Below are 24,127 nucleotides of genomic sequence, written 5' to 3'. Positions count from 1 at the left end.
GGTCCAGACCATGGGCTCTCCCGTTTTTAAAAGGGGAGAAAACAGGTGAAAGAAGAAACGTTCTATTTAGTAAGAGAGGATGTACTTCCAGATGCGATGCGAAAAACGCTTGAAGTCAAAAAGCTTCTCGATCGCAAAAAAGCGGATTCAGTTGCCGATGCTGTTCAAAAAGCGGATTTAAGCCGCAGTGCTTTTTATAAATACCGAGATGCTGTTTTTCCATTTTATACAATGGTGAAAGAGCAGATCATCACATTGTTTTTCCACCTTGAAGACCGGTCTGGGGCTCTGTCAAGACTGCTTCAAATTGTGGCTGACTCTGGCTGTAATGTGTTATCCATTCACCAAACGATTCCGCTGCAAGGAAGAGCGAATGTTACCCTATCGATTAGTACAGCTGGTATGGCAGATGATATCAACACCGTCATGAATCAATTAAGAAAGCTTGAATTTGTCGAAAAAGTCGAAATTCTAGGTTCTGGGGCGTAAAAGGAGAGATCATAGCAGATGAAGCAATTAACTGTAGGTTATTTTGGACCAGAGGCAACATTTACTCATTTGGCCGTATGCTCTTGTTTTCCAAAAGATGCGGTGCAGCGTGCCTATGCAACGATTCCGCAATGTATGGATGCTGTGTCAAAGGGCGAAGTCGATCTGGCGGTCGTTCCACTTGAAAATGCACTCGAAGGCTCTGTGAACTTAACGATTGATTATTTAATTCATGAAGAAGCGCTGTCCATTGTGGGGGAGATGACAGCACCAATTCGGCAGCATTTGCTTGTCCACCCATCAAGAGCGGAGAGCTGGGAGACGTTAGATGTCATTCAATCGCATCCTCACGCGATTGCCCAGTGTCATCAATTTCTGAAAAAGCAGTATCCTCATATTCCTCATCGGCCAGTGGAGTCAACAGGCTATGCAGCAAAATACATCAGTGAGCATCCAGATGAAGCTGTCGGGGCTATTGCCAATGAAATTGCCGCAAAAACGTATGGTTTGACGATTGCGAAAAAAGACATTCATGATTATCCGCACAACCATACACGCTTTGTGATTTTACATAAAGATCCTAACGCATCGTTCCCAATGAATTCTGGTTTCTCATCAAAGCCAAAAACGACCATTGTGGTCAGTCTGCCTAAGGATGACCAATCAGGCGCATTGCACCGCGTGCTGTCTGCTTTTTCTTGGCGGAATCTCAACTTGTCAAAAATTGAATCTCGTCCGACAAAAACAGGCCTTGGACATTATTTATTTATTATTGACATTGAAAAAGAAATGGATGATGTCCTCGTCCCTGGTGCGATTCAAGAATTAGAAGCGATTGGCTGTGAGGTCAAGCTGCTTGGCAGCTATCAAACATATGAATTAACCAATGAAAAATAGTGTCCCGTGCAGGACACTATTTTTTTAGTCTTTTATTAAAAACCCAGCATCATCCAGCGCTTGAATGGCTTGGTCAAGCTGTTTTTGGCTGTAAGAAGTGAGAGTATGCAGGTGCACGCCGTCTGTTAGTTCTGACAAGTAGGACGCGCCGGTGTTAGAAATATGATGGACAAAATCAGCGACTTGTTTCCGTGTGCTGACGCGAATAGAGGCCGTCAGTTCACCATAAACAGGGTGCTCAATGATCACATCTTTCACCGTCACTCCAAAGTCTACAATCAAGGTCAGTTCCTCTTCTGTTCGAGCAGGATCATGTTTGCAGGCGATGATTTGTTCAATTTCTCTTTCTGGCGCATGCTGCGCTGCCATATACACATAGCCTTGGCTTGTGGCAATAATGGGTTCGTTTTTTGCTTTTAATAATGAAATATCTTGTACAATGACTTGCCGAGAGACAGCCGCCTTTTTAGCTAAAAAGCTTCCAGTAAGCGGTGTGTCTGTTTCTTTCAGCCACTCTAAAATGGCGTTTCTTCTTTCTTCACCAATGAGTTTCCTCTCTTGCTCCACGTCCTAAGCTCCCTTCTTCTCCTTTTGCAAATGCTCAAATGTATGCAAAAGCTGATCGATGTCATCTTTTGATGACTGATATCCAAATGATAGTCGAATAAATTGTAGGGCATCACGATCTGATACACGCAATGCCTTCACAGCAGGGGAAGGATGGTGATAACCGGAAGCACATGCGCTTCCAGTAGATAGACAAATCCCATGCCGGTTACATGCTAACATTACATATTGTCCTTCAAACCCTTCAAAAAAACAACCAATAATATGAGGCAGCGTGCGGCGATTGTCATTGTCCTGAAGCGTACGAACTGGCAGCTGTCTTATTTTTAACTGCTGAAGAAAATAATCACGCAGCTGCTTATCTAATTTTTGCTGTTCATCCAGCCTAAGCATCGTTTGTTCACTTGCGGCAGTAAAAGCACCGATACACGGAACGTTCACTGTCCCTGGACGTAAGCCATTTTCCTGAACTGCACCTCTATATAAAGGTTTCCAAGGAACATGTGCGCCCATATAAACGGCACCAGCACCTTTAGGAGCATACACTTTATGACTTGAGATGGACACAGCATCGACTCCAAGTTCTTTGATGGACACACGAATCTTTCCAAATGTTTGCACAGCATCTGTATGAAAAAGAATGTTCCTTTCTTTTAAAAGAGGCGCTAATTCAGCAAGTGGCTGGATAATTCCTGTTTCTGAATTAGCATGCTGAATAGATACTAGTCCTGTTTCAGGCAATAATGCTTTTTTGAGAATGTCCTTTGTTATGATTCCATCCTGATTCGGTTCAATGATCGTGACTTTTACGCCAAGACGCTCTAAGCTGCTAACTGCATAATGAACAGAAGGATGCTCAACTGAAGTTGTGATGACATGCTGTTGATGTGCTGGCAGTCCATTGATGATCGATTGAATCGCAAGGAGATTGGATTCAGTTCCACCGCTTGTAAAATAGATCCCATCCGGTTCACCCTCGATCATGGCAGCGAGTGATTGTCTGCTGTAAGTCAATATGTCATTTGCTTTTCCCCCAGCATCATGAAGGCTGCTTGCATTTCCGTAGAAATTTTTGCTTAGCTGCTCAAAAACATGCAGCGCTTCCTCTGAAACAGGTGTAGAAGCTGCGTAATCTAAATAAACCAACCCATCCATCTCCCGTGTGAAAATTTTTTCTTGTATTTATTTTAGTGTTGTGTAATGATATGTGTCAAGACAGGTGTAAATGACAGGAGGGGCAATGGTGTCATCAATCAAAAAAGTCATTGTGGTGGGATCAGGCATTGCAGCGCTTTCCTTTGCAAAAACCATTTCGAAAAGCTGCCAGGTCATTATGATGACAAAAAAACAATGTTCATCTAGTAATTCCATGCTGGCACAAGGAGGAATCGCTGCTGCCTTTTCAGCACATGATTCAGCTGAGCAGCATGTGCAAGATACACTAGCTGCCGGCTGTGATCACAATGATGAAAGAGCGGTACAAGAAATCGTGAGACTTGGAAAACACCTTGTGGAGCAGCTCGTAGCAGAAGGCTGTCCATTTGATCAAGATGAGGCAGGAGAGCCGCAATTAGGCAAAGAGGGAGCACATACCACTCATCGCATCTTGCATGCAGGAGGAGATCAATCAGGTAAAACCCTTGTACAGTTTCTGAAAAGTCAGCTCGGCTCACATATTCATTTATACGAATATCATCATGTCATTGATCTATTGATTCATGAAGGGACATGTACGGGTGTTGTATGGAAAGACGAGACAGGACACGTACATACGATGACCGCAGATGCCGTTGTTTTATCAACTGGCGGCTGCGGCTCCCTATATGAGACAAACACAAATGATCCTTCTATAACAGGAGACGGACTGATGATGGCCTATCGAGCCGGGGCACAATTAGTGGATCTCGAATTTGTTCAATTCCATCCAACTCTTTTAACAATCGCTGGAAAAGCAGTTGGCCTCATTTCAGAGGCAGTACGGGGAGAGGGAGCTTATTTAGAAGATGAAACAGGCAGACGGATCATGAAAGGTATTCACCCACAAGCTGATTTAGCACCTAGAGATGTGGTCGCTAGAGCTATTTTTCATGAGCAGCAATTAGGTCATCAATTGTATCTTAACATCCATGATATCCCGCATTTTTCAGCTCGTTTTCCGGCCATAGCTCAGATGTGCCAGCGTGCAGGCGTCGATATGGAAAGCGGCAGGCTGCCAATTTCCCCCGGTATGCACTTTTTAATGGGCGGCATCAGCGTCAATGAATATGGAGAAACGACTGTTCCAGCGCTATTTGCCATTGGAGAAGCGGCCTGTACTGGCTTACACGGTGCGAATCGATTGGCGAGTAATTCTCTTCTGGAAGGTCTCGTGTTAGGCAGCAAAGCGGCACAGAGAATTGAACAACTGCCTAAACAGAAAGAAACAAGTCCCCCTTTTTCAATTCAAGAAATATGGATGGTCCCAATGATTTCAACATCTCAGCTGAGACAATGGATGACCACATTTGCGGCCATTGTGAGAGATGAAAAAGGCTTGCAGACTTTACTCCATTCGTTACAGCGTGTCAATTTTCAGCAAATTAATGTGAAGGATATCACAAATGAACAGATCGAATTAAGCAATCAATGGGCATTAGCGGTTTGCCTTGCCAAATCTGCATTACTCCGTACAGAAAGCAGAGGCGGCCATTATCGAATGGATTATCCAGAGCGGAGCGATGCGTTGTGGCGGGGCAGGCAGATTGTTCATGAAAAAGGTCACATTCATATTATGAAAAATGAAAGGATCGGTGCCAAATGGAACGTTTACAGTTAAAACAAATGCTCACTCATTTTTTCACAGAAGATATTGGCTTTGGAGATGTATCAGCAGATGCCATCTTTGGAGACAAGAAGGGAACAGCTTTTATCATTGCGAAACAATCTGGTGTATTGGCAGGATCACAAGTGATTGATCTAGGGTACCGCCTGTTGAATGAACAGATTCAAACGGAGCTGTATTTTCAAGAAGGTGATTGGATTCATTCAGGCGCTGTACTGGCGAAAATAAAGGGCCCAGTCAACGACTTATTAAAGGGAGAGAGGGTCATTTTAAATCTTTTGCAGCGAATGACAGGTATCGCAACCTTAACACATGAGGCGGTGCAGCGATTAGGCGACCCGTCTATTACGATTTGTGATACGAGAAAAACGACACCCGGCCTGCGTATGTTAGAGAAATACGCAGTGAAGACAGGCGGAGGAAAGAATCATCGCTTTGGCTTATCGGATGGGGTGATGATTAAAGATAATCATATTGCCGCATGCGGTTCTATTCGTGAAGCTGTAGAGAAAGCAAGAGCATATGCCGGTCATATGGTGAAAATTGAAGTGGAAATTGAATCAGAAACGCAGCTTATAGAAGCCATTGATGCAAAAGCGGATGTCATCATGTTTGATAACTGCTCTCCAGAAGAGGTAAAACGTTTTAAACAAATGACGCCAGAGTCCATTCTGACAGAGGCTTCAGGAGGCATCACGCTAGAGACATTGCCAAGCTACAGGGGGACAGGAGTCGACCTTATTTCACTTGGTTTTCTGACACATTCTGCTCCAGCATTTGATTTTAGTATGAATATGGAATTCAGTCATAAAGGGGGAACAACTCATGTCCATGCTTAATGTATTAGCCAATCAACATGCAGTCATGATGCCAGATGAATATAAACACCGCTCTGATGATGAGATGAAGCAGCGAGTGTTAGACATTAAGCGGGCTTTTGGTTCAAAGCTTTTTATACCAGGCCACCATTATCAAAAGGATGAGGTCATTGAATTTGCAGATGCAACAGGAGATTCATTGCAGCTGGCACAAATAGCGGCTGACAATCATGAGGCTGAATACATTGTATTCTGCGGTGTTCATTTTATGGCAGAAACGGCAGATATGCTGTCAAACAAGAATCAGAGCGTTGTATTGCCAGATATGAGGGCAGGCTGTTCCATGGCAGATATGGCAAATATGAAACAAACAGACAGAGCATGGGAGCAGCTCACTAATTTGTTTGGGGATACAATACTTCCGCTTACGTATGTCAATTCAACAGCAGACATTAAAGCATTTGTTGGCAAACATGGCGGGGCAACAGTGACTTCATCAAATGCTAAAAAAGTACTCGAGTGGGCGCTGACACAAAAAGAGCGGATTCTATTTCTCCCTGATCAGCACCTAGGGCGTAATACAGCATTTGATTTAGGGATTCCTCTAGAAGAAATGGCTGTGTGGGATCAGATAGAAGAAAAGCTTATCACCGATCAGCCGCTTTCCCGGATCAAGATGATTTTATGGAAAGGCCATTGCTCCGTACATGAGAAGTTTACCGTTCGGAATATAGAAGAAATGAGAAAAAAAGACCGTGACATTCAAATTCTTGTCCATCCTGAATGCACGCATGAGGTCGTAAGGGCTTCTGACCTAGCAGGTTCAACGAAATTTATTATTGATACGATCAAACAGGCGCCAGCAGGAAGCAAATGGGCGATTGGTACAGAGATGAATTTAGTCAAACGGATCATAGCGCAGCACCCAGATAAACAAATTGAATCCCTTAACCCAGATATGTGTCCATGTTTGACTATGAACCGGATTGATTTGCCTCATTTGTTATGGTCACTGGAAAGCATTGAGAAGGGTCAGCCGGCCGGGTTGATACAGGTCAATGAAGACATCACGAAAGACGCTTTGCTTGCACTCGAGAAAATGCTCGCCATTAAATAATGAATCAGCCCCTCCTATCAGAAAACAAGTTTTTATCATATCGGCTTGTAAATAGGCATAAATTTATGTTGAAACATATTGTACTTCTGACATAACCGTTACGTTCACGTTTTGCATAGGAGGGGAAAACGTTGAAAATTCATATTGTGCAAAAAGGAGACTCCCTTTGGAAAATTTCAAAGAAATACGGAGTCGACTTTCAAGAATTGAAAAAACTAAATTCACAGCTCAGTAATCCTGATTTAATCATGCCGGGTATGAAGATTAAAATTCCATCTAGTGGTGTTCCTGTGAAAACAGATCATCACAAAGCAAAAGAAATGCCAAAAACGAAAGAACATCCGTATGTGAAAGAAAAGCCAAAAGATGTCGTGCAAGTGCAAGATACGAAACCGAAGGAAAAGCCAAATGAACCGGTACCATATGTACCGCCAGTGCCAAAAATCGAGCAGCCAGTTTTTCCGCAAGTGGATGTGAACTATTATCAGACCAATCTCTACCAGCCATTCACACCTCCTCCCAAAAAAGATCATCACGAGAAAAAAGATCACGTTCAGGAGAAGAAAGATCATGTTCATGACAAAAAGGATCACAAGGATCATTTTCATCATGAAAATAAAGACCACAAAGATCAAAAGGGTCATGTCCATCATGAAAATAAGGAACATAAAGATCACAAGGACCATTTTCATCATGAAAATAAAGGTCATCTAAAAGATGAAGTGGCAAAGGGGTATGATCCGTTTATTCATATTCCGCATCAAAAAGAGGAGGGAAAAGACATGGAGCATGGCAATTATCCGAACCTTCCTAACTTCCCGCAAATGCCAAATGTGGGAGGGGCAGCGGTAGGGGGAGTGGCTGAAAATAACGAGCATCATCACCAGCATCATCATCATGAACCATATGATCCTTATTTTGGTTATGGTCATGGTCATTACATGCCGGCGATATATCCATATCCGCAGCAAATGGTGCCGGCATCGCCAATTTTACCTGGATCGGGCTTATGTTATCCTATCCATCCATATTATCACCATCATATGATGCCATATCCATACCCGGCTCATCCTTATTATCCTGCGTATCAAGCGCCTGCTTACTACGGAGAAAATCATGAGCACCATGCAAACGACGGACATCACTGGCATCACCATACGCATCCAAACGCCAATGCAAATGCCAACGCAAATCAAGGCTTTTTTCCAAACGTTTCAAATGCAGCATATGGCAAGGAAGATTGCGGATGCGATGATGGCATGAAGCATCATCAGCCTTGGCCGGGACATTATCCGAATCCTGTTCCTTATGGCCAAATGGGGGCTTATCCAGCTCAGCCTTACATGCAGCCATATCCAGGTCAATCCGTTTTTGCAAGGCCGGAGGAAGAAGAAGAAGATTAATGACAGAAGGAACGATCTCAATCGTTCCTTTCAGCGTGTAGACAAACCCTCGCATTCGGTGTCAGGTCTGCGCGCCGGTACTCACGAATGTCAAATTCGCTCCGTTCCGGTGCTCGCCCTTCCTAGGGCTGCAAAGGTTTTCTATTACGCTGAAAAGAAGACAAATGGCTAAAATCAAAAACATTTTAGCCATTTGTCACCAATCAGAAGGAACGATCTCAATCGTTCCTTTTTTTGTTTATAACTGACAGCTTGATTTTTTTCCTAACTGTACATGCTAAAACAGAGCCTGTTTCGCGCTCATGAGATTGAATTTGTACAGGGGGTTTTTCGTTTGAGACAAAAATGGCAAAAAACAATCGCATTAGTGCTTCTTCCTATTGGTTTAACGGCATGTGGTGCAAATAATAACGCAGGTGTCGATACACGTCATAATCAATCAGGCCAGCCGGTTGGTTATCATTCGAATCAACGAGCGGAAGACAACAACCAAGATCATCAAGGACCAGTTTCTGAACTCATGGAGGGAATGAACGGGAGAAATACAACAAATGTTGATTACCGTACACGTCCTCAAGCTGATGATCGAATGCCTCTCACAGGTGGAGATGGACGCTACAGTCATGGAGATATGAACTATCATAACCAAATGTCGTTCTCAGGCTACGATAAACAAGAGAACATCCAGCGTTCAAGAAAAATTGCCAACCGCATCAATAAAATGAATCACGTGGCAGACTCTCAAGTCATGGTGACGGATGAGAATGTGTATATTGCCATTAAATCAGATGGCCGCCTGACGTCAGAAGGCGTATCACAAGTAGAAGAAGCAGCGACTCGTTATGCGGATGGAAGAGCAGTCCAAGTCATAAAAGATGAAGGTGCATTCACACGCTTTAGAGACATGAGAAGAACGCAATTTGAAACAGGCCAAACAGGCATGACCCGATAGTTTGACACAAAAAGGCTAAAGTTCATTACGAACTTTAGCCTTTTCTTAAAAATAAACCTTGATGCCTATATAAAATTCGTAAAAGAAATAACAGCCAAACCCTAGTAATAAAATACCAGCAATAATGGATGTCCACTTGATCATCGTTCGATTCATCACTTTTCTTGTTAAGGATACAAGTGTGAGAAGACCGATGTCATGAAGGAGAATCCCTGCCAAAATACCGCCGGCAGCCAGCATAAATTCAGATGAATCTGTTTTTGTATACGCATCCGCAAGTACAGCACCAAAAACAGAAACCCAGAACACAAGATTTCCAGGAGATACCGCCACGAGCAAGCCGTTTCGATATGTTTTTGCGAATGATTTATTGACCTTTTCTCCTGCTAAATGGATATCTTGATCCGCATTTTTAATGGAATCGTATGCGAGAATCATTAAAAATACAGCTCCGATCAGCCAGAGCGGGATTTGAACAAACGGCAAAGATAAAAACTGAGCAAATCCAGCATATAAAGCTAAAATAAGTAATAAGTCTATGGTCATACCGCCTGCTCCGACAGTTAAACCATGAAAGAATCCGTTTTTGAGTCCCTGTTTTGTCATTTCAACCGTGATTGCTCCAACAGGCAGAGCAATTGAGAATCCTACGACGATAAATGTGAGAAATGTTTGCAATCGACTAGAACTTCCTTTGAACAAATTGTATAAAAATTCTCCGTTTAGATTAATTATACATAATAGGAGAAAAGGATCAATGTTTATTTCAGATTTTATTGAAATGATAGAGATAGATGATGTATAGAAGACTGTATATCAACATGATCCATAACGCTTGTAGGGGAAAGGAACTATTTTCCTGGATCTTCTTTTCTTCATGATGTCTCTATGCTACACTGATGTGGAAATCAATAAAAGTGACTAGGGGTGCCCGTAAATGGGCTGAGAGAGAAGCATAAACTTCTTAACCCTTTGGACCTGATCTGGCTCGTACCAGCGTGGGGAAGTTAAAGATGATGCATGTATCCTATCAATGATATGCATGTTATTTCTGACGACGAAACCAGGTTCTTTAAATAGAGCCTGGTTTTTTGCTGGTGCTGATTCCATCCTGTCCGGTGACAAGAAGAAAAGGAGAGAACAGCAAATGAAGGAAAAGAAAAGTGTCCCATCCAACCAATCATTATTATCCAGCTTTGACGGCAGCCGAAAGGTGTATGAGAAAGGATCAAGGCCCGATATCTTAGTGCCGAAAAGAGAGATTGCACTCTCACATACTGTGACAGAGGCGGGCGACATAAAAAATGAACCAGTCCGTGTATACGATACGAGTGGACCGTACACTGATGAGAACGTTCATATTGACGTCACAAAAGGATTAAAGCGTCTTAGAGCAGCATGGATAGAAGAAAGAGGAGATACAGAAAGCTATGAAGGGCGTCATGTAAAACCGGAAGATAACGGATATCGGTCAAGGGAGAAGGAGTCCTTCCATTCTGTCCAAACTGATTTTCATCATAAGCCGCTCCGCGCGAAACAAGGAGCGTGCGTGACGCAAATGCATTATGCCAAAAAAGGCATCATTACGCCTGAAATGGAGTTTATCGCAATAAGAGAAGAGCTAAGCCCTGAGTTCGTTAGAGAGGAAGTAGCGAGCGGAAGAGCCGTCATTCCTTCGAATATTAACCATCCAGAAAGTGAACCAATGATTATCGGAAGGAATTTTCATGTCAAAATCAATGCGAATATTGGCAATTCAGCTGTAACATCATCCATTAATGAAGAGGTAGAAAAGATGACGTGGGCAATCAGATGGGGGGCAGACACAATGATGGATCTGTCTACTGGAAAGGATATTCATACAACGAGAGAATGGATCATTCGGAATTGCCCAGTCCCAGTAGGAACCGTTCCTATCTATCAGGCCCTTGAAAAAGTGAATGGAGTCGCAGAAGATTTGACGTGGGAAGTGTATAGAGACACATTAATTGAACAAGCAGAGCAAGGTGTAGACTATTTCACGATTCATGCGGGCGTGCTATTAAGATATATTCCGCTGACAGTCGATCGGGTAACCGGAATTGTTTCAAGAGGCGGTGCGATTATGGCAAGATGGTGTCTTGCTCATCATCAAGAGAATTTCCTTTACACACACTTTGAAGACATTTGTGAAATTATGAAAACGTATGATATCGCCTTTTCTCTTGGAGATGGACTTAGACCAGGTTCGATTGCTGATGCCAATGATGAGGCGCAGTTTGCAGAGCTGGAAACGTTAGGTGAGTTAACAGAGATCGCTTGGAAACATGATGTGCAGGTGATGATTGAAGGGCCCGGTCATGTGCCAATGGATAAAATTAAAGAGAATGTGGACAAGCAAATGGACATTTGCAAGGAAGCCCCATTTTATACATTAGGGCCTCTTACAACAGATATTGCGCCGGGGTATGATCACATTACATCCGCCATCGGTGCGGCCATGATCGGCTGGTACGGAACAGCCATGCTATGCTATGTAACGCCAAAAGAGCATTTAGGTCTGCCGAATAAAGAAGATGTGAGAGAAGGCGTGATCGCCTATAAAATTGCCGCACATGCGGCTGATCTAGCAAAAGGACATCCTGCGGCTCAAAAGCGCGATGATGCTTTATCGAAAGCGAGATTTGAATTTAGGTGGCGGGACCAATTTAACCTGTCACTTGATCCTGAAAGAGCCTTGGCGTTCCATGATGAAACATTGCCTGCCGAAGGCGCTAAGACCGCTCACTTTTGCTCGATGTGCGGACCGAAGTTTTGCAGTATGAAAATTTCTCATGATATCCGCAATCAATCTGAAGAAGTGAAAAGAGAGATGGAAAAGAAGGCGAAGGAGTTTGTCAGCCAGGGAAGTCAAATTTATCAGCCCTAAAAAAAGAACCTCGCACGATGCTGTGCGGGGTTTTATCAAACGGCTGAGAAGGCTTTTCTTAAAAGGTGAAAAAATGCCTTTGCTGCATATGCCATCATGTCCACACTCGGAATGAGGGCATCTGTTAAATGAAAAAAGACTGTTTTTCTTTCTGGAGATGTTCGTTTCTTTTTCTGCTTCATCAAGGGCAGCCTCCTTTTTAACCAATATACTTCTTTGCAGATTTGAGAGATAGATGTTTTGTATGAATTTAAACAAAATTTAAACTTCTTGGGTTTGAATGGAAACAAGGAGGGGAAACGAGTTCAATAGAGAATGAATGAAAAGAGCTGATCTATTTGACCAGCGAACAAGAAGAGTGGAAGGTGATCTTATGATGAAAGTATTTAAGGTAACATTTCATATGAACAATGGGGAAGTGCTTGATTTCGAGCTCAAACGTCCAGCTACCTATGATGTGTATAAAAAAATTGAAGAAGCCAATCATTGGTTTAAGCTGAATAATGAAATCATTAACCTATTAAACGTCAATAGTATCCATGTAGAAACAGAATAACGCAGAAAGCCGCTCAGATAGAGCGGCTTTCGTTATGCAGAAAAATCATTTCGATTATTAAGCTGCCCGCGGGACAGCCAGTTCTTTTTATACAAATAAGCAATGACTTCAAGCCACAGACGCGGTGCTTTTTTAGGGAAAAAAGGTTTTTGGTAATAGGCATAAGCGGCTTTTAAATCATCCCATTGATGACATGCTTTCGTTTGCGTGAACCTGGCAACGTCAATGACCCTGATCCGCCCTTCTTTTGTTAAGATCAGATTGCGCAGATGAATATCAGAAGGATTCAATCCTTTCTCACGCGCTTCCTCCAGCGCATCATCGACTTGTTCAATCATTTGTTTTTTAATAGGAATTCCTTTTGTAAGGCATTCATAGAATGTGTAGCCTTTAATATATTCCATTAAAATATACTGATCCCCAGACTCATAAATCTCAGGGTAGTAAGACGAACCAGAAAGTTTTTCGTAAATGGCAGCCTCTTTGCGGGCAATATGCTGATAAGAAGGGAAAAAGACTTTTAGTGCCATTTTCTTGCCGTCTTTTTTGTATAAAAAGACATAGGCACTTCTTCCTTTGCCGCACAGTTCAAGCTCTGCCGGTTTATAGGAAAGCTTATGAAAACGTTTCTCTTCATGATACTGAATCGATTCGGCTAATCTTTTGACATCTGACATTGACTTCACCTTCTTTGGTTTCAGTTTATGCGGCTGAAAAACGAATGATGAAAAAACCGTGTCATTCGATAAAGCAATGGATTGTATAAAACATAACATTTACGAATGAAGGATACAACGAAAGACTCTTAACATACATTTGAATCATCGATTTGGTTAATGTTTAGAAAAATGGGTCAAACTACATATGTCATGCATCGATCTCATGTTCTAAAGAGGTGTAAATAGTGAAAGTGAAGATGAAATGTTTCGTTACAGGACTTATCATGACAAGTGTGCTTTTTTTCGCTGCGGATATGGAAGGAAAAGAACACTTGCAAAAGCAGTCAAACTCTATTACCGTCCAGCTTGAAAAAGTCTATCTAGACGGCGATGTGAGTATTGAAAGACACCGGGCATCATTAGAAGATAAAGACACATTCTGGGCGCAGTATAAAGGCTGGACGCTGGTAGAACAAAAAGAGGATTTTGCCCTTTTTAGAAAGCAAATTGATGATATTTCTCCATTAAGTAAAGCAAATGGATATATCGGATTATCAGAGGACGGTGTGATTTCTACGTTTCATGGAAGGCCTGACGGCTGGGCGGAGCCTATTCATCTCTTTTTTCAAATTGATACGTCCCGTTTAGAAAGCCATGTGGAAAAGCAGCTTGAGCAAGGCATTCCTTTTCGAACAAAGGATGAATTTGAGCATGTGCTTGAAGTCATGAAGCCTTATCGAAATGAAATATCGTTTTAAAGCGTGTAACAGCTTGCTGGTGTGAAGACCGCAAGCTGTTTTTCGTGGTTTCATCATAAAAATGTACTGAGCGAACGTATGTTAACTTTTATTGCGGTTTTCTCTTCGATTTATGTTACAATGAAGAACAGTCAAAGAGGTGAAAACGGTGATAGAGTTTGTAAAAGGGACCATTGATTATGTGTGCCCGCAATATGTTGTCATTGAAAACGGCGGAGTGGGATATCAAGTCTATACCCCAAACCCGTTTATCTATCGAGTAAATAAACAAGAAACGATTTATACGTATCATTACATAAAGGAAGACGCCTTTTCGTTATACGGTTTTCAAACACGAGAAGAAAAAGCGCTGTTCACAAAACTGTTAAATGTCACAGGAATTGGGCCAAAGGGTGCACTCGCGATTCTTGCTTCCGGTGATCCTGGCGCTGTCATTTCAGCGATAGAGCGTGAAGATGAAGCCTTCCTGATTAAATTCCCTGGTGTGGGCAAAAAAACAGCACGTCAAATCATTCTGGATCTAAAAGGAAAACTGGCAGATGTGGTGCCAGAAATGATTGGCAACTTATTTAATCACGAGGACCACATTCAGGTCGAAACGCAGCAAACTGCATTAGATGAAGCGCTTGAAGCCTTAAGTGTCCTTGGATACGGTGATCGTGAAATCAAAAAGGTTCTTCCATTATTAAAAGAAGAAAAGAATCTTACAACCGATCAATATGTGAAAAAAGCATTACAAAAAATGTTGAAATAGGGTGATGTCTCATGGATGAACGGCTCGTCTCAACTGAAGCAGACAACCATGAATCAGCCATTGAGCAAAGTCTGCGGCCACAGACACTTAGCCAATATATCGGTCAGCAAAAAGTAAAGGATAACCTCAGCGTATTTATTGAAGCTGCCCGCATGCGGCAGGAAACGCTTGATCACGTCCTTTTATATGGGCCTCCTGGACTTGGGAAAACAACGCTTGCGTCGATCATTGCCAATGAAATGAATGTTCAGCTGCGTACAACGTCAGGACCAGCGATTGAGCGTCCTGGTGATTTGGCGGCCATCTTAACATCTCTTGAGCCAGGTGATGTATTGTTTATTGATGAAATTCACCGCTTGCAGCGCTCAATAGAAGAAGTGCTGTACCCGGCAATGGAGGATTTTTGTTTAGATATTGTTATTGGAAAAGGAGATACAGCACGCTCTGTACGGCTTGATTTACCGCCATTTACGCTTGTAGGTGCAACGACTCGTGTCGGGCTGTTAACAGCGCCGCTTCGTGATAGGTTTGGGGTACATGCAAGATTGGAATACTATGAGCAAAGAGATTTGGCTCACATTGTGGCAAGAACAGCCGAGCTGTTTGAGATTGGGATCGACATTCGCTCTGCCGAAGAGATTGCGAGACGTTCCCGGGGAACACCGAGGGTTGCCAATCGTTTGCTCAGAAGAGTAAGAGATTTTGCGCAGGTGCTTGGGAACCATGCCATTACGCAGGACATTGCGGAAGATGCCCTTGAGCGTCTTCAAGTCGACAGGCTAGGCCTCGATCATATAGACCATAAGCTCCTTTTAAGTATGATCGAAAAATTTAGAGGCGGTCCTGTTGGGCTTGATACGATCTCAGCGACAATTGGAGAAGAATCACATACGATTGAAGATGTGTACGAACCGTACTTACTGCAAATTGGTTTCCTGCAAAGAACGCCAAGAGGACGGGTCGTCACAAGAGAAGCGTATGAACATTTTCAAATGGAGGTTCCGATTCGTGACTGAATTCCCTAAAATATTAATGATTTTAGGTGGTGTCCTTTTTGCCGCAGGATTAGTGTTTCAATTGGTTGGTAAGCTTCCAGGTGATATTTTTGTGAAAAAAGGGAATGTAACGTTCTTTTTTCCTGTCATTACATGCATTGTCATTAGTATCGTACTGACCATATTACTGAATATCTTTGGACGGATGAAATAACGTTAACTAGTTAACTACAGAATAGGTGAAGGAAATGAAGCTAGAACTATTTGATTTTGATTTACCAGAAAGATTAATTGCACAAGTGCCGCTTGAAAAAAGAGATGCATCAAGACTGATGGTCTTAAACAAACAAACGGGTGCGATTACACATGATACATTCTCACAAATCATCGATTATTTTCAAAAGGGTGATTGTCTCGTTCTAAACAACACGCGCGTTCTGCCTGCACGTCTGTTTGGGATGAAAGAGGATACAGGTGCCAAAGTTGAACTTCTTCTATTGAAACAAGAAGAAGGAGACAAATGGGAAACACTTGTCAAACCAGCCAAACGGGTGAAAAAAGGGACGGTTATCACGTTTGGTGATGGACGGCTCCAAGCTGTATGTACAGAGGAAATGGAACATGGCGGAAGAAAAGTCGAGTTTCAATATACAGGCATTTTTTATGAAGTGCTTGAATCCCTTGGTGAAATGCCGCTGCCTCCATATATTAAAGAGCAGCTTGACGACCGTGAACGCTATCAAACCGTTTATTCAAAAGAGGTTGGCTCCGCTGCTGCGCCAACTGCCGGTCTCCACTTTACAACCGAGCTGCTGGATGCGCTGAAAGCGAAAGGTGTACACATTGCTTTCATTACGCTGCACGTAGGGCTTGGCACGTTTCGTCCGGTAAGTGCAGAACGTATTGAAGAACACGAAATGCACGCAGAGTTTTATGAAATGAATGAAGAAACAGCTGATGCGCTTAATCGCGTTCGCAATGAAGGCGGACGGATTATTTCAGTCGGCACAACGTCGACAAGAACGCTTGAAACCATTGCAAGTGCACATGATGGTGCGTTCAAAGCCTCAAGCGGCTGGACGTCGATCTTTATTTACCCTGGCTACACATTCAAGGCAATTGATGGCATGATCACGAATTTCCATCTGCCAAAATCCTCGTTAATTATGCTTGTCAGCGCATTAGCTGGACGAGAGCACGTACTAAAAGCGTACAATGAGGCTGTGAAAGAGGAATACCGATTCTTCAGCTTTGGCGATGCCATGCTGATTCAATAACATTATACAACGAAGACAGGAGGGCTCATTTTTGTCGCAATCACCGATACGTTATGAGTTCATTAAATCATGCAAACAAACAGGTGCACGTCTTGGCCGCGTTCATACACCGCACGGCTCCTTTGAAACACCTGTATTTATGCCAGTAGGTACACTGGCTACAGTCAAGACAATGGCGCCTGAAGAATTAAAGGCAATGGATGCAGGCATCATCTTAAGCAATACGTACCACTTATGGCTCCGTCCAGGTCACGATATCGTAAAAGAAGCAGGCGGTCTGCACAAATTTATGAACTGGGATCGAGCCATTCTAACTGATTCAGGCGGATTCCAAGTTTTTTCATTGAGTGAATTTAGAAAAATTGAAGAAGAAGGCGTTCACTTCCGTAATCATTTAAACGGAGACAAGCTGTTCCTATCTCCTGAAAAAGCGATGGACATCCAAAATGCACTTGGCTCTGATATTATGATGGCATTTGATGAATGCCCGCCGTATCCTGCAGAGTACGATTACATGAAACGTTCTGTGGAGCGGACAAGCAGGTGGGCAGAGCGCTGTCTAACAGCGCACCAGCGTCCTGAAGATCAAGGGCTGTTTGGAATTGTCCAAGGCGGAGAATACGAAGAGCTTCGAAAACAAAGTGCAAAAGACCTTGTTTCACTTGATTTCCCAGGCTACGCCATCGGAGGCTTATCTGTAGGGGAACCAAAAGATGTGATGAATCGTGTACTTGAATTTACAACACCATTCTTACCAGCAGACAAACCGAGGTACTTAATGGGTGTCGGCTCACCAGATTCCTTAATTGACGGCGCCATTCGCGGTGTAGATATGTTTGATTGCGTACTGCCGACGCGAATTGCAAGAAACGGTACCTTAATGACAAGTGAAGGCCGTCTTGTTGTGAAAAATGCAAAATATGAGCGTGACTTTAGACCAATCGATGAAAACTGCGACTGCTATACATGTAAAAACTATACACGCGCCTATATTAGACATTTAATTCGAACAAATGAAACGTTCGGAATTCGATTAACAACTTATCATAATCTTCATTTTCTGTTAAAATTAATGGAGCAAGTGAGAGAAGCTATCCGTGAGGATCGTTTAGGTGATTTTAAAGAAGAGTTTTTTGAGCGTTACGGCTTTAACAAACCGAATGCGAAAAACTTTTAACGCATAAACGAAAGGCTTTACAATGCTTTAGAAAGGGGTGAAATAGAATGGATGGTGGTATGGGTTCAATCATTATGATTGTTGTCATGTTTGCTGTGCTTTACTTCTTGTTAATCCGTCCACAGCAAAAGCAACAGAAAGCTGTGCGTCAGATGCAGCAATCTTTATCAAAAGGCGATAAAATCGTCACAATCGGTGGTTTACACGGTGAAATCGACTCAATTGATGAATCAAAAGTGGTCATCAAAACAAGCGAAAACAACCGTTTAACTTTCGATCGTCGTGCTATTAGAGAATTAGCTGACAAAGGCTAATCCTCTGATACATAGCCATAAAAAAAGAGCGATATGACCGCTCTTTTTTTATTTGCCTCGAAGATTGACGCCAATCATTCCCCCCAGCATACAAATGCCTAAAAATGCTCCATGATAGATAAACTGCTCTGGTGAAAACGTTTTTCCAAACCCCAAATATTGAAATAAAAATACAGTGAGAGAAAAAATGATAGATGTGACCGCACCAATCAGCCAGCCGCGCTCCTTTGCTTTCCCGCCAGAAATGATGCCTCCTAATAAAAGGGCAGCAAAGGACAAAATCATAATCATCCATTTAAATGATGATTCCTGCATACTTGTGAATGTAAGCATGAGCGACACAAGTAAACTGGTGACAACCATCACGATAAAAATGGCAATTAAGCCGGATAAAATGCCTTTTCCAATTTGTTTCGTTTCCTGCATGTAGATTCGTCTCCTCTCCAATTGAACGAAGCTTGTCTTTTACTAAAATGTATTCACAGTGAAGAAAAAATAGACATGTTTCAGACGTTTCTTTTCTACATAAATAAAGTGTTTTGACACAAGCTATGTTGGAGAAGGAGGGTTTACATCACATGCAGGACATCTTGATCATTTCCATGAGAACCATCATCTTATATTTTCTTATCTGGTTTATATTTCGCTTAATGGGCAAAAGGGAAATTGGCGAGCTGAGCATTTTAGATCTAGTCATTTTTATGATGATCGCAGAAATTGCGGTTCTCGCCATAGAAGAAGTAGAGGATAACATGTTACATACGGTATGGCCAATCCTGCTGTTAACCTTCATTCAAATCACACTTGCCTACCTCTCATTAAAATTTCAAGGTGTCCGGCGCTTTCTTGACGGAAAACCGGCCCTGCTTATCATCAATGGGAAAATAGACGAAGGTGCAATGAGAAAACAGCGATACAATTTTGATGACCTGCTCATTCAATTAAGAGAAAATAACATCGACAGCATTCAGGATGTCTCTTACGCCATTTTAGAGCCGTCTGGAAAGCTCGCCGTCGTCGAAAAAGAAAACAAGCGCAAACATGCAGCGCTTGAGCTTCCACTTGTTGCGGATGGTGTGGTGCAGCATGACCACCTAAAGCAAATCAATCAAAATGAACAGTGGCTGAAAGATGAGCTTGCTAAAAGAGGCTATCATGATATCGAACAAATCTCTTACTGCAGCTTTAATCAAAAAACATTTTATATTGATTTGAAAGATGAAGTGATCAAAAAGAGATGAGCTAAAACAGCTTCCCAATGAACGGGATGCGGCGCAGCTCTTCTCGTTTCACTAGACCTAGGCAGATTAATAGAATGACATACAGCGTGCACGTAACAAAAATGAGCGTCACAAGTTCAATAGGAGCAGAAAAGAGTCCATTTACTTGAGATTTCAGCCAAAGGCTGACAGCACCTGTACCGATAATCACAAGGACGCATAGTCCATATTCCTTTAATGGTAAATGAATAGGCAGCACCTTTCCAACAGTTGCCGCATGGAGCAGTGTGACAAGGATGATACCGATTAATATCGCAAGTGCAGCGCCCATAATGCCAAAGCCTGGCTGTGAAGCAAGAACAAAAATCATCCCTGTTTTTACAATAGCGCCAATCAGGCTGTTGGTCATCGCCGCACCAGCTAAATTGAGTGCTTGAAGCACGGCTTGAAGGGGCCCCTGAAAATAATATAGAAGGAAAAATGGCGCCATGAATTTCACATAAATGGCCGCGTGCGATGAACCATACATAAAGAGCGTTAAATCTTCGGCGTAAACGAAAAGAATAATACATGAAATGCCTCCGCTGAGTAAACATAGGCGCATCGCCTGCTTCAGGCGGTATTCGACCGTTTTACGTTTGTTTTGCTCCATTCCTTCACTGATCGCCGGAACTAATGCAGTGGAGAGTGAATACGTAATAAAACTAGGCAGTGTCAAAAGGGTCAGAGCAAGCCCGGTCAACTCCCCGTACTGTCTTGTCGCCTCTACAGCCGCATAACCAGCAATAGCAAGACTTTGCGCGACAACGATCGGCTCTAAAAACCACGAAATATTCCCGATAAAACGGCTGCCTGTTGTTGGCAGGGCAATGCTCATCAGCTGTTTAAATGTGTCCTTCCCGTCATGAATCGCTTTAAAAAATCGTTTTCGAATACGAATGGTCTTTTTATAGCGAAAGGCGATCAGTAAGTAAGCAAGGGAAATCATCTCTCCAATCACAGATGACACCATCGCACCTGCTGCCGCAAATTCAATCCCGTAAGGAAGGAAAGCCGTTGTACATACCGCCACTAGAGAAATTCTTGCGACCTGCTCCAGAACTTGAGACATCGCAAGCGGACTCATTTGCTGTCTGCCCTGGAAATAGCCTCTTAACACACTGGAAATGGCGATGACTGGTACGACAGGTGTAATAGCCAGCAGTGGATAGACCGTTCTAGGGTCTGTCAGCATATTTTCTGCCATGATGGGCGCAAACCATAAAAAGAGCGGCGTGAAAATCAGACTGAGTGTTCCTGTTATCGCAAGGGACATGACCAGAATACGTTTTGTTTTCTGTTTGTCACCCCTGGCTTCTGCTTCTGCGACAAGCTTACTAATGGCGACAGGCAGTCCGAATTGTGTGAGCGTCACGGCGAGAAAAAAGGTTGGTGCAGCCATCATATAAAGCCCGACCCCTTCTTCGCCAATGAACCTCGCAATGACAATTCGATTGACAAAACCCAATATTCTCGTGATAAAACCTGCTAAAATTAAAATAATGGTCCCCTTTAAAAACGTTTGCTTCGTCAAATCACAGATCACCTGCCTTCTCAAACGACATAGAATCATATACAATAAGATATGCGTGTATATCGTCCAAGCATGACAAGTCTCTCGATAAAAAACTGAAAAGGGGGAGCTACGCAATGACACAACACCCAGCTGCTATTTACAAAGACCATTTAAAGCCTTTTCTGTTCAGTAAGCTTGAAGAATTCATCGTTTTGGGCTATAAAGATGTAGATTTAGAGGAATTATGGTCATACTTAGAGAATAAGAAGTGGAAGAAAAAACAAGAGTATCCGATTCATGAAATGGTTGCAGATATTTTATCTGTGAAAATAGGCGAATTTATGAACTATGCAACCGTTCAGTCGTTTAAAACGTCTGCTTTTTTGGACAGTGAAGATGGCAAGAATATGCTTGATGAACTGTTGAAATAAGCCATCTTAATGGATTTAGGTGTTTAAGGAGGAAATACATAATGAAAAAAGGGCGCATTCTTGCGTTTTTCTTAGTGGTTCTGTTAATCGGAACTGGCGTGGGCTTACTGACAAAGCCTGTTGCGAAAGATATGACGCTAGGGCTGGATTTACAGGGTGGATTTGAAGTCCTGTATGAAGTACATCCAGTGAAAAAAGAGGACAAGATCACAAATAGTGTTCTCGTTAGTACTGTGGAGGCTCTTAACCGAAGAGCGAACGTGCTTGGTGTAAGTGAGCCGAACATCTCGATTGAAGGCAACAACCGTATCCGCGTGCAGCTTGCGGGGGTAAAAGATCAAAACAGAGCAAGGGAAATTCTTTCCACTGAAGCGCAGCTATCCTTCAGAGATACGAATGATAAAGAACTCCTTAACGGGGCTGACCTAGTCGAAAACAGTGCAAAACAAACATTCAGTCAAACGAATGAGCCAATTGTGACGGTTAAACTAAAGGATGCGAAAAAATTTGGTGACGTCACAAGAAAAGTAGCAGCGATGGCACCAAATAATCAGCTTGTCATTTGGCTTGATTACCACAAAGGAGATTCCTTCAAAAAAGAAGTCTCAAAATCAAACCACAAGTATGTATCTGCACCAAATGTGAATCAAGAGATTAACAGCAGTGACGTACAAATAGAAGGAAAGTTTACTGTCCAAGAGGCAAAAGACCTTGCGAGTATTTTAAATGCCGGGGCATTGCCAGTGAAATTAACAGAAAAATATTCCACATCTGTGAGTGCACAGTTTGGTGAACAAGCACTGAACGAAACAGTGTTCGCAGGAATAGTAGGAATCGCATTTATCTTCTTATTCATGCTGTTTTATTACCGATTACCTGGTCTTATAGCTGTCATCACACTTTCAGCTTATATCTACATTACGCTGCAAGTGTTTGACTGGATGGGCGCGGTTATGACACTGCCTGGAATTGCCGCACTCATTTTAGGGGTAGGGATGGCTGTCGATGCCAACATTATTACTTATGAGCGGATCAAGGAAGAGCTGAAGCTCGGCAAATCAGTCCGTTCTGCTTTCAGATCAGGGAACCGCAGATCATTTGCGACGATCTTTGATGCTAACTTAACAAGTATTATTGCCGGCGGAGTGCTGTTCTTCTTCGGGACAAGCTCTGTAAAAGGATTTGCAACAATGCTCATCCTCTCGATTTTAACAAGCTTTATCACAGCTGTTTTCCTATCAAGATTCCTTCTCGGTCTTCTTGTTGAAAGCCGCTATCTTGACCGGAGAAAAGGCTGGTTTGGTGTTCGTCAAAAAGACATTATGAACATCCATGAGACAACAGAAACCACCGAGCCAAAAACACCATTTGATAAGTGGGATTTCGTCAGCAAACGTAAAGGATTTATGATTTTCTCAGCTACTATCACCATTGCGGGAATCATCGTTCTTTCCATCTTCAAGCTGAATGCGGGAATTGACTTTACAAGTGGAACTAGAATTGATATTCAAAGTGATCACAAGCTGTCAACTGAACAAGTCGAGCAAGACTTTAAAAAGCTTGACCTTGAGACAGACAGTGTCGTGTTATCGGGTCAAAAAGAGAATCAGGCAGCAGCGAGATTTGTCGGTGTGCCGAACAAAGAAAAGATTGCTGAAGTGAAAGATTACTTCAAAGATAAATACGGAACGGAGCCAAACGTAAGTACAGTGTCTCCGACTGTAGGAAAAGAACTTGCACGTAATGCGCTATATGCCGTCATCATTGCCTCCATCGGGATCATTTTATATGTATCTGTCCGATTTGAGTATAAGATGGCGATTGCGGCAATTATTTCACTGCTATATGATGCATTCTTTATCGTGGCCTTCTTTAGTATTACGCGCCTAGAGGTGGATGTCACCTTCATTGCCGCGATCCTCACGGTCATCGGGTACTCGATCAACGATACGATCGTTACCTTCGACAGGGTTCGTGAGCAAATGAAGAAACGCAAACCGAAAACCATTGAAGATCTATCGTACATTGTGAACTTAAGCTTACAGCAAACCTTTACGCGATCTGTCAATACGGTGCTGACTGTACTTGTCGTTGTTGTCGCACTGCTTATCTTCGGATCGGCGTCGATTACAAACTTCTCCATCGCCTTACTTGTCGGCTTATTAACAGGGGTGTATTCATCCCTTTATATCGCGGCACAAATTTGGCTGATGTGGAAAGGCCGTGAGCTGAAAAAACCAGCTAAGATAGATACAGATCAAGATATTTAATCTAGAAAAACTGCCTTCTCGGCAGTCTCAGCGTGTAGACAAACCCTCGCATTCTTTGTCAGTCCTGCGTGCCGGTGCTCACGAATGTCAAATTCGCTCCGCTCCGGTACTCGTCCTTCCTAGACTGCAAAGGTTTTCTATCACGCTGAAAAGAAGAAAAAGGGCTAAAATAAATATCATTTTAGCCCT

Annotated in this window: 26 protein-coding genes and 1 riboswitch; of the genes, 19 read left to right on the top strand and 7 right to left on the bottom strand. The window is 42.6% G+C overall.

Features of this window, described 5'->3' with window-relative positions; all coding sequences use genetic code 11:
* Window positions 1-45 precede the first annotated feature (45 nt).
* Entirely contained in the window at window positions 46-489 is a 444-nt protein-coding gene (locus NSU11_RS12595; protein WP_008342790.1) for an ACT domain-containing protein, read from the top strand.
* Between the two features lie 18 nt (window positions 490-507).
* Complete coding sequence (pheA, locus tag NSU11_RS12590; protein ID WP_024423155.1) at window positions 508-1,386, top strand: prephenate dehydratase; 879 nt, start codon at window positions 508-510, stop codon at window positions 1,384-1,386.
* A 24-nt stretch (window positions 1,387-1,410) separates the two neighbouring features.
* Here pheA and NSU11_RS12585 read toward each other — a convergent pair whose 3' ends face one another.
* Window positions 1,411-1,953, bottom strand: a complete 543-nt coding sequence (locus NSU11_RS12585) for a transcription repressor NadR (protein ID WP_024423154.1) — start codon at window positions 1,951-1,953, stop codon at window positions 1,411-1,413.
* A gap of 3 nt (window positions 1,954-1,956) precedes the next feature.
* On the bottom strand, window positions 1,957-3,108 hold the full coding sequence (locus NSU11_RS12580) for an IscS subfamily cysteine desulfurase (RefSeq protein WP_342493600.1): 1,152 nt from the start codon (window positions 3,106-3,108) through the stop codon (window positions 1,957-1,959).
* 85 nt (window positions 3,109-3,193) lie between these two features.
* On the opposite strand from NSU11_RS12580, the gene nadB reads away from it, so the two are divergent.
* The 5 genes from nadB to NSU11_RS12555 all read left to right on the top strand — a co-directional run bounded on the left by nadB (window position 3,194) and on the right by NSU11_RS12555 (window position 9,064).
* Window positions 3,194-4,768 carry an L-aspartate oxidase gene (gene nadB, locus NSU11_RS12575; RefSeq protein WP_149126421.1) on the top strand — a complete coding sequence of 525 codons (1,575 nt, stop codon included), beginning with the start codon at window positions 3,194-3,196 and terminating at the stop codon, window positions 4,766-4,768.
* A complete protein-coding gene (gene nadC, locus NSU11_RS12570) occupies window positions 4,750-5,613 on the top strand; it encodes a carboxylating nicotinate-nucleotide diphosphorylase (RefSeq protein WP_025092437.1) in 864 nt (287 codons plus the stop codon). The genes nadB and nadC overlap by 19 nt, the downstream gene beginning before the upstream one ends.
* Window positions 5,600-6,709: a quinolinate synthase NadA gene (gene nadA, locus NSU11_RS12565; protein ID WP_025092436.1), complete on the top strand. Its 1,110-nt coding sequence runs from the start codon at window positions 5,600-5,602 to the stop codon at window positions 6,707-6,709. Before nadC ends, nadA begins: the two co-directional genes overlap by 14 nt.
* Before the next feature lie 131 nt (window positions 6,710-6,840).
* Complete coding sequence (gene safA, locus NSU11_RS12560) at window positions 6,841-8,112, top strand: SafA/ExsA family spore coat assembly protein (protein ID WP_149126422.1); 1,272 nt, start codon at window positions 6,841-6,843, stop codon at window positions 8,110-8,112.
* A 334-nt stretch (window positions 8,113-8,446) separates the two neighbouring features.
* Window positions 8,447-9,064, top strand: a complete 618-nt coding sequence (locus NSU11_RS12555; RefSeq protein ID WP_024423149.1) for a YhcN/YlaJ family sporulation lipoprotein — start codon at window positions 8,447-8,449, stop codon at window positions 9,062-9,064.
* A gap of 45 nt (window positions 9,065-9,109) precedes the next feature.
* Here NSU11_RS12555 and NSU11_RS12550 read toward each other — a convergent pair whose 3' ends face one another.
* Window positions 9,110-9,742, bottom strand: coding sequence for a LysE family transporter (locus NSU11_RS12550; protein ID WP_024423148.1), 633 nt, complete (start codon window positions 9,740-9,742; stop codon window positions 9,110-9,112).
* Between the two features lie 235 nt (window positions 9,743-9,977).
* Window positions 9,978-10,086: riboswitch (TPP riboswitch) on the top strand.
* A gap of 125 nt (window positions 10,087-10,211) precedes the next feature.
* On the opposite strand from NSU11_RS12550, the gene thiC reads away from it, so the two are divergent.
* Entirely contained in the window at window positions 10,212-11,972 is a 1,761-nt protein-coding gene (thiC, locus tag NSU11_RS12545) for a phosphomethylpyrimidine synthase ThiC (protein ID WP_149126423.1), read from the top strand.
* 35 nt (window positions 11,973-12,007) lie between these two features.
* Here the strand turns inward: thiC and NSU11_RS12540 are convergent, their stop codons facing one another.
* Complete coding sequence (locus NSU11_RS12540) at window positions 12,008-12,154, bottom strand: hypothetical protein (protein WP_167364625.1); 147 nt, start codon at window positions 12,152-12,154, stop codon at window positions 12,008-12,010.
* Window positions 12,155-12,345: 191 nt separating this feature from the next.
* Here NSU11_RS12540 and NSU11_RS12535 point away from each other — a divergent pair, with 191 nt between their 5' ends.
* Window positions 12,346-12,528 carry a hypothetical protein gene (locus NSU11_RS12535; protein WP_008342761.1) on the top strand — a complete coding sequence of 61 codons (183 nt, stop codon included), beginning with the start codon at window positions 12,346-12,348 and terminating at the stop codon, window positions 12,526-12,528.
* 32 nt (window positions 12,529-12,560) lie between these two features.
* On the opposite strand, the gene NSU11_RS12530 is transcribed toward NSU11_RS12535, so the two are convergent.
* Window positions 12,561-13,205, bottom strand: coding sequence for a protein kinase family protein (locus NSU11_RS12530; RefSeq protein ID WP_149126424.1), 645 nt, complete (start codon window positions 13,203-13,205; stop codon window positions 12,561-12,563).
* Window positions 13,206-13,444: 239 nt separating this feature from the next.
* Between NSU11_RS12530 and NSU11_RS12525 the strand changes: the two genes are divergently transcribed.
* The 7 genes from NSU11_RS12525 to yajC all read left to right on the top strand — a co-directional run bounded on the left by NSU11_RS12525 (window position 13,445) and on the right by yajC (window position 18,462).
* Entirely contained in the window at window positions 13,445-13,945 is a 501-nt protein-coding gene (locus NSU11_RS12525) for an intercompartmental signaling factor BofC (protein ID WP_073979823.1), read from the top strand.
* A 148-nt stretch (window positions 13,946-14,093) separates the two neighbouring features.
* Window positions 14,094-14,699: a Holliday junction branch migration protein RuvA gene (gene ruvA / locus NSU11_RS12520; RefSeq protein ID WP_024423144.1), complete on the top strand. Its 606-nt coding sequence runs from the start codon at window positions 14,094-14,096 to the stop codon at window positions 14,697-14,699.
* 11 nt (window positions 14,700-14,710) lie between these two features.
* Complete coding sequence (ruvB, locus tag NSU11_RS12515; protein ID WP_024423143.1) at window positions 14,711-15,715, top strand: Holliday junction branch migration DNA helicase RuvB; 1,005 nt, start codon at window positions 14,711-14,713, stop codon at window positions 15,713-15,715.
* Window positions 15,708-15,908: a DUF2905 domain-containing protein gene (locus NSU11_RS12510; RefSeq protein WP_012010741.1), complete on the top strand. Its 201-nt coding sequence runs from the start codon at window positions 15,708-15,710 to the stop codon at window positions 15,906-15,908. The genes ruvB and NSU11_RS12510 overlap by 8 nt, the downstream gene beginning before the upstream one ends.
* Before the next feature lie 34 nt (window positions 15,909-15,942).
* The gene (gene queA, locus NSU11_RS12505) at window positions 15,943-16,971 is read left to right on the top strand and encodes a tRNA preQ1(34) S-adenosylmethionine ribosyltransferase-isomerase QueA (RefSeq protein WP_198457059.1); all 1,029 of its coding nucleotides are present in this window, start codon (window positions 15,943-15,945) and stop codon (window positions 16,969-16,971) included.
* Between the two features lie 31 nt (window positions 16,972-17,002).
* Window positions 17,003-18,148, top strand: coding sequence for a tRNA guanosine(34) transglycosylase Tgt (gene tgt / locus NSU11_RS12500; protein ID WP_025092430.1), 1,146 nt, complete (start codon window positions 17,003-17,005; stop codon window positions 18,146-18,148).
* Between the two features lie 47 nt (window positions 18,149-18,195).
* Window positions 18,196-18,462, top strand: coding sequence for a preprotein translocase subunit YajC (gene yajC / locus NSU11_RS12495; RefSeq protein WP_008360993.1), 267 nt, complete (start codon window positions 18,196-18,198; stop codon window positions 18,460-18,462).
* Window positions 18,463-18,510: 48 nt separating this feature from the next.
* Here the strand turns inward: yajC and NSU11_RS12490 are convergent, their stop codons facing one another.
* Entirely contained in the window at window positions 18,511-18,888 is a 378-nt protein-coding gene (locus NSU11_RS12490; protein ID WP_024423140.1) for a TIGR04086 family membrane protein, read from the bottom strand.
* Between the two features lie 152 nt (window positions 18,889-19,040).
* Between NSU11_RS12490 and NSU11_RS12485 the strand changes: the two genes are divergently transcribed.
* Window positions 19,041-19,703, top strand: coding sequence for a DUF421 domain-containing protein (locus NSU11_RS12485; RefSeq protein ID WP_024423139.1), 663 nt, complete (start codon window positions 19,041-19,043; stop codon window positions 19,701-19,703).
* Between the two features lies 1 nt (window position 19,704).
* On the opposite strand, the gene spoVB is transcribed toward NSU11_RS12485, so the two are convergent.
* Complete coding sequence (spoVB, locus tag NSU11_RS12480; protein WP_056767987.1) at window positions 19,705-21,255, bottom strand: stage V sporulation protein B; 1,551 nt, start codon at window positions 21,253-21,255, stop codon at window positions 19,705-19,707.
* A gap of 116 nt (window positions 21,256-21,371) precedes the next feature.
* Here spoVB and NSU11_RS12475 point away from each other — a divergent pair, with 116 nt between their 5' ends.
* On the top strand, window positions 21,372-21,668 hold the full coding sequence (locus tag NSU11_RS12475) for a post-transcriptional regulator (protein ID WP_003216788.1): 297 nt from the start codon (window positions 21,372-21,374) through the stop codon (window positions 21,666-21,668).
* 41 nt (window positions 21,669-21,709) lie between these two features.
* Window positions 21,710-23,938 carry a protein translocase subunit SecDF gene (gene secDF, locus NSU11_RS12470; RefSeq protein WP_342493599.1) on the top strand — a complete coding sequence of 743 codons (2,229 nt, stop codon included), beginning with the start codon at window positions 21,710-21,712 and terminating at the stop codon, window positions 23,936-23,938.
* The last annotated feature ends 189 nt before the right edge of the window (window positions 23,939-24,127 follow it).

The sequence above is a fragment of the Bacillus sp. FSL R5-0712 genome, assembly GCF_038593285.1.
Lineage (GTDB): Bacteria > Bacillota > Bacilli > Bacillales > Bacillaceae > Bacillus > Bacillus safensis.
The sequence above is the reverse complement of the archived record's forward strand: the minus strand, read 5'-3'. Positions and strand labels throughout refer to the sequence as shown.